The sequence below is a fragment of the Streptomyces sp. MB09-02B genome, assembly GCF_033794485.1.
GTDB lineage: Bacteria > Actinomycetota > Actinomycetes > Streptomycetales > Streptomycetaceae > Streptomyces.
The window spans coordinates 1-3,202 of sequence record NZ_JARGEE010000668.1 but is presented as its reverse complement, the minus strand read 5'-3'; the positions used below and the strand labels follow the sequence as shown (position 1 = coordinate 3,202).

The 3,202-nt window shown below is 74.1% G+C and carries 2 protein-coding genes; both read right to left on the bottom strand.

Features of this window, described 5'->3' with window-relative positions; translation table 11 throughout:
- On the bottom strand, positions 1–1,448 hold a 1,448-nt coding region (gene hutH, locus P1P70_RS42560; RefSeq protein ID WP_319247570.1), incomplete at its 3' end, for a histidine ammonia-lyase.
- A 286-nt stretch (positions 1,449–1,734) separates the two neighbouring features.
- The gene (locus tag P1P70_RS42555) at positions 1,735–2,904 is read right to left on the bottom strand and encodes a sensor domain-containing diguanylate cyclase (RefSeq protein WP_239756910.1); all 1,170 of its coding nucleotides are present in this window, start codon (positions 2,902–2,904) and stop codon (positions 1,735–1,737) included.
- Positions 2,905–3,202 lie beyond the last annotated feature (298 nt).

The window sequence follows — 3,202 nt, the reverse complement described above, 5'->3', positions numbered from 1 at the left end:
AACCGATCCGGCCCAGGCCCCTCGACCCCGACCCCCCGCACAGCCTCCACCACGGCCCGCGTGGCCGGCGCAGCCACCAGCCCCTCCCGCAGCTCCACCCCCCGCGTCCCCGCGTACAACTCCACCGCCAGCACCCGGGCCAGCCCGTCCACAGCGGTCCGCAGCTTCCGCGCCGCCGCCCACCCCATCGACACATGGTCCTCCTGCATCGCGGAGGACGGGATCGAGTCGGCCGAGGCCGGCACGGCGAGCCGCTTCAGCTCGCTCACCAGCGCCGCCTGCGTGTACTGCGCGATCATCAGCCCGGAGTCCACCCCCGCGTCGTCCGCGAGGAACGGCGGCAGCCCGTGCGACCGGTTCTTGTCGAGCAGCCGGTCCGTCCGCCGCTCCGCGATCGACGCGAGATCCGCCACCGCGATGGCGAGGAAGTCGAGGACGTACGCGACCGGCGCGCCATGGAAGTTCCCGTTGGACTCCACCCTCCCGTCCGGGAGGACCACGGGATTGTCGACCGCCGCCGCCAACTCCCGCTCCGCGACGAGCCGCGCGTGCGCGAGCGTGTCCCGCCCGGCCCCGGCCACCTGCGGAGCACACCGCACCGAGTACGCGTCCTGCACGCGGGGCGCGTCGTCCTGATGATGGCCCGTGAGCCCCGACCCCTTCAGCACGGCGAGCATGTTGGCCGCGGAGGCGGCCTGCCCCGGGTGGGGACGGATGGCGTGCAGCTCGGGCGCGAGGACCCGGTCCGTGCCGAGCAGCGCCTCCAGCGAGATCGCGGCGGTGATGTCGGCGGACGTGTACAGCAGCTCCAGGTCGGCGAGCGCCATGACCAGCATGCCGAGCATGCCGTCGGTGCCGTTGAGGAGGGCCAGCCCCTCCTTCTCGCGCAGTTCGACGGGCGCGATGCCGTGCGCGGCGAGCAGCTCACCGGCCGGTCGTACGACCCCGTCCGGGCCCTCCGCGTCACCCTCGCCCATCAGGGTGAGCGCACAGTGCGACAGCGGCGCCAGATCGCCGGAGCAGCCGAGCGAGCCGTACTCGTGCACCACGGGCGTGATCCCGGCGTTCAGGACCTCGGCCATGGTCTGCGCGACCTCGGGCCGTACGCCGGTCCGGCCGGAGCAGACGGTCTTCAGCCGCAGGAACATCAGCGCCCGCACGACCTCGCGCTCCACGCGCGGCCCCATGCCGGCCGCGTGGGAGCGGACGATGTTGCGCTGGAGCCGGGCGCGCAGCTCCGGGCTGATGTGCCGGGTCGCGAGGGCGCCGAAGCCGGTGGAGACGCCGTAGACGGGCTCCGGCTTGGCCGCCAGCGCGTCCACGATCTCGCGGGCCGCGGCGAGGGCGGCCACCGCCTCGTCGGAGAGCTCGACCCGGGCGCCGGCGCGCGCCACGGCGAGGACGTCGGCCGCGGTGACCCCGGAGGTCCCGAGGACCACCGTGTCCACAGAGTGCATATCCATATTCAGGATCGTAGGGACTGAATCGCCGAATGTCACGACCGAACGACGGAGGGGCTCCTTACCCGCCGCGATCCGCAATCCGCGTAGATCGGAATCCCCTCGGAGAACGATCGGAGCTTGCTCAGAGATTGATCAGAACCCCCAGGTCAGAGCCGTAGGGGTCGCAACAGGCGAGTAGGGTCGAGATCTCGGACCGGCCCACGGCCCACTCCCCCCTTGGCCGTGGGCAGCCCAGGACCGCGCGCCGACTCGACCCGTCGCGCGGCCCGCCCTAGGACCGGCGCCCTCGAATGCGGCGCCGGTCCCCCGGGTGCGCGGGATCGACCGGCGCGGGCGGCCGGTCGGCGAGGCTCACCACCGGATCCTCGGCCCCCTCCCCCTCCCGGCCGGCGACGACCGGTTCGACGGAACCCGCGGCCTTGGCCCGGTACTGCGCCGCGTCGGCCAGCCGGAAGAGCCGCCGGGCCGAGCGCAGAGGCCCGATCGCGTCCCCGGTCGACGCGACCCCGCAGGCGACCCCGTCCCCCGGCTCCAGCTCCCGCGCCCGCACACACAGCTCTCCGGCGACCCGCACGACGTCGTCCGCCGACGGCCCTACCGTGAGCAGACAGAACTCGTCCCCGCCGAGCCGCGCCACCAGCACGCCCCGCAGCTCGGCCGCGCAGCGCGAGAGCACGGAACCGAACCTCTCCAGCAACTGGTCCCCCATCGCGTGCCCGTAGGAGTCGTTGACCTTCTTCAGCCCGTTGAGGTCGCAGACGACGAGGCTGATCACCGTGCCGTCGCGCCGGTGCGCCTCCATCGCCTCGTCGAGCCTGAGGTCGACCGCGCGCCGGTTGCCCAGCCCGGTCAGGGGGTCGGTGAAGGCGAGCCGCCGGGCCTCCTCCAGCCGCTCGGACTGCGCGAGCCCGGCCGCCACGACCGAGGCGAGCACGGTGGCGAACGCGGCGTCGTCGCCGTGGAAAACGGGCTCCCCCGCGGGCCGGGCCACATACAGTTCGCCCCACGCCCGGCCGTTCAGCACGACGGGCGCCACCACACAGCAGCCCCGTCCACGCCGGCGCAACGCGGCGACCCGCTGATGGCAGTAGCCGCCCGGCCGCCGCCCGCCGACCGGCCCGGCGGCCGTCTCCACCCAGGCATTGGGCTCACCGCCCTCCAGCCACCGCTCGTGCAGGAACTCCGCGATCTCCGGGAACTGGTGCACCGGATACGTCTCGTCCTCCGGGAACTCCTCCTCGTCGGCCGCCCGGTTCCCCACGTTCACCAGCACCCGCAGCAGCCCACGCTCCCGCTCCCACACGGACAGCGCGGCGAAGCTCCCCGACAGCGCCCGGCACGATCCGTCCGCGGCCGCCCACCACGTCTCCCGCGACGTGCGCGCCCCCGCCATCCCCCGCGCCAACGCGACCACGGCCCTCAGCCGCCTGTCCTCTCCCATCACCCCAGGCTAGGTAGCTTTGCCCTGATTCGAGACGTCAGTGGGGCGAACAGGGGTACGGACCCACAGGCACCGCAACCGAAACGACCACCAGAGCGCACGCACGCCGGGGCCGCCCGAGCCGGTGCCACCACCTCCGGGCAGCCGGAAAGCGCTCACGCGGCCGCTCGTACTGGCGCCCCGCTCACGCCCCGCCAGTGCGGGGCGCCCGGAAGCGGCCGCCGGCGTGACCGGGCGTCGGCCACGGACAGGCACCCGCCCACGCCACCACCACCGCCCGGACAGGTGCCCCACCCAC

Excerpts from the sequence above, each read along its gene's own strand:
- P1P70_RS42555 (WP_239756910.1), bottom strand. The coding sequence starts at position 2,904 with ATGGGAGAGGACAGGCGGCTGAGGGCCGTGGTCGCGTTGGCGCGGGGG.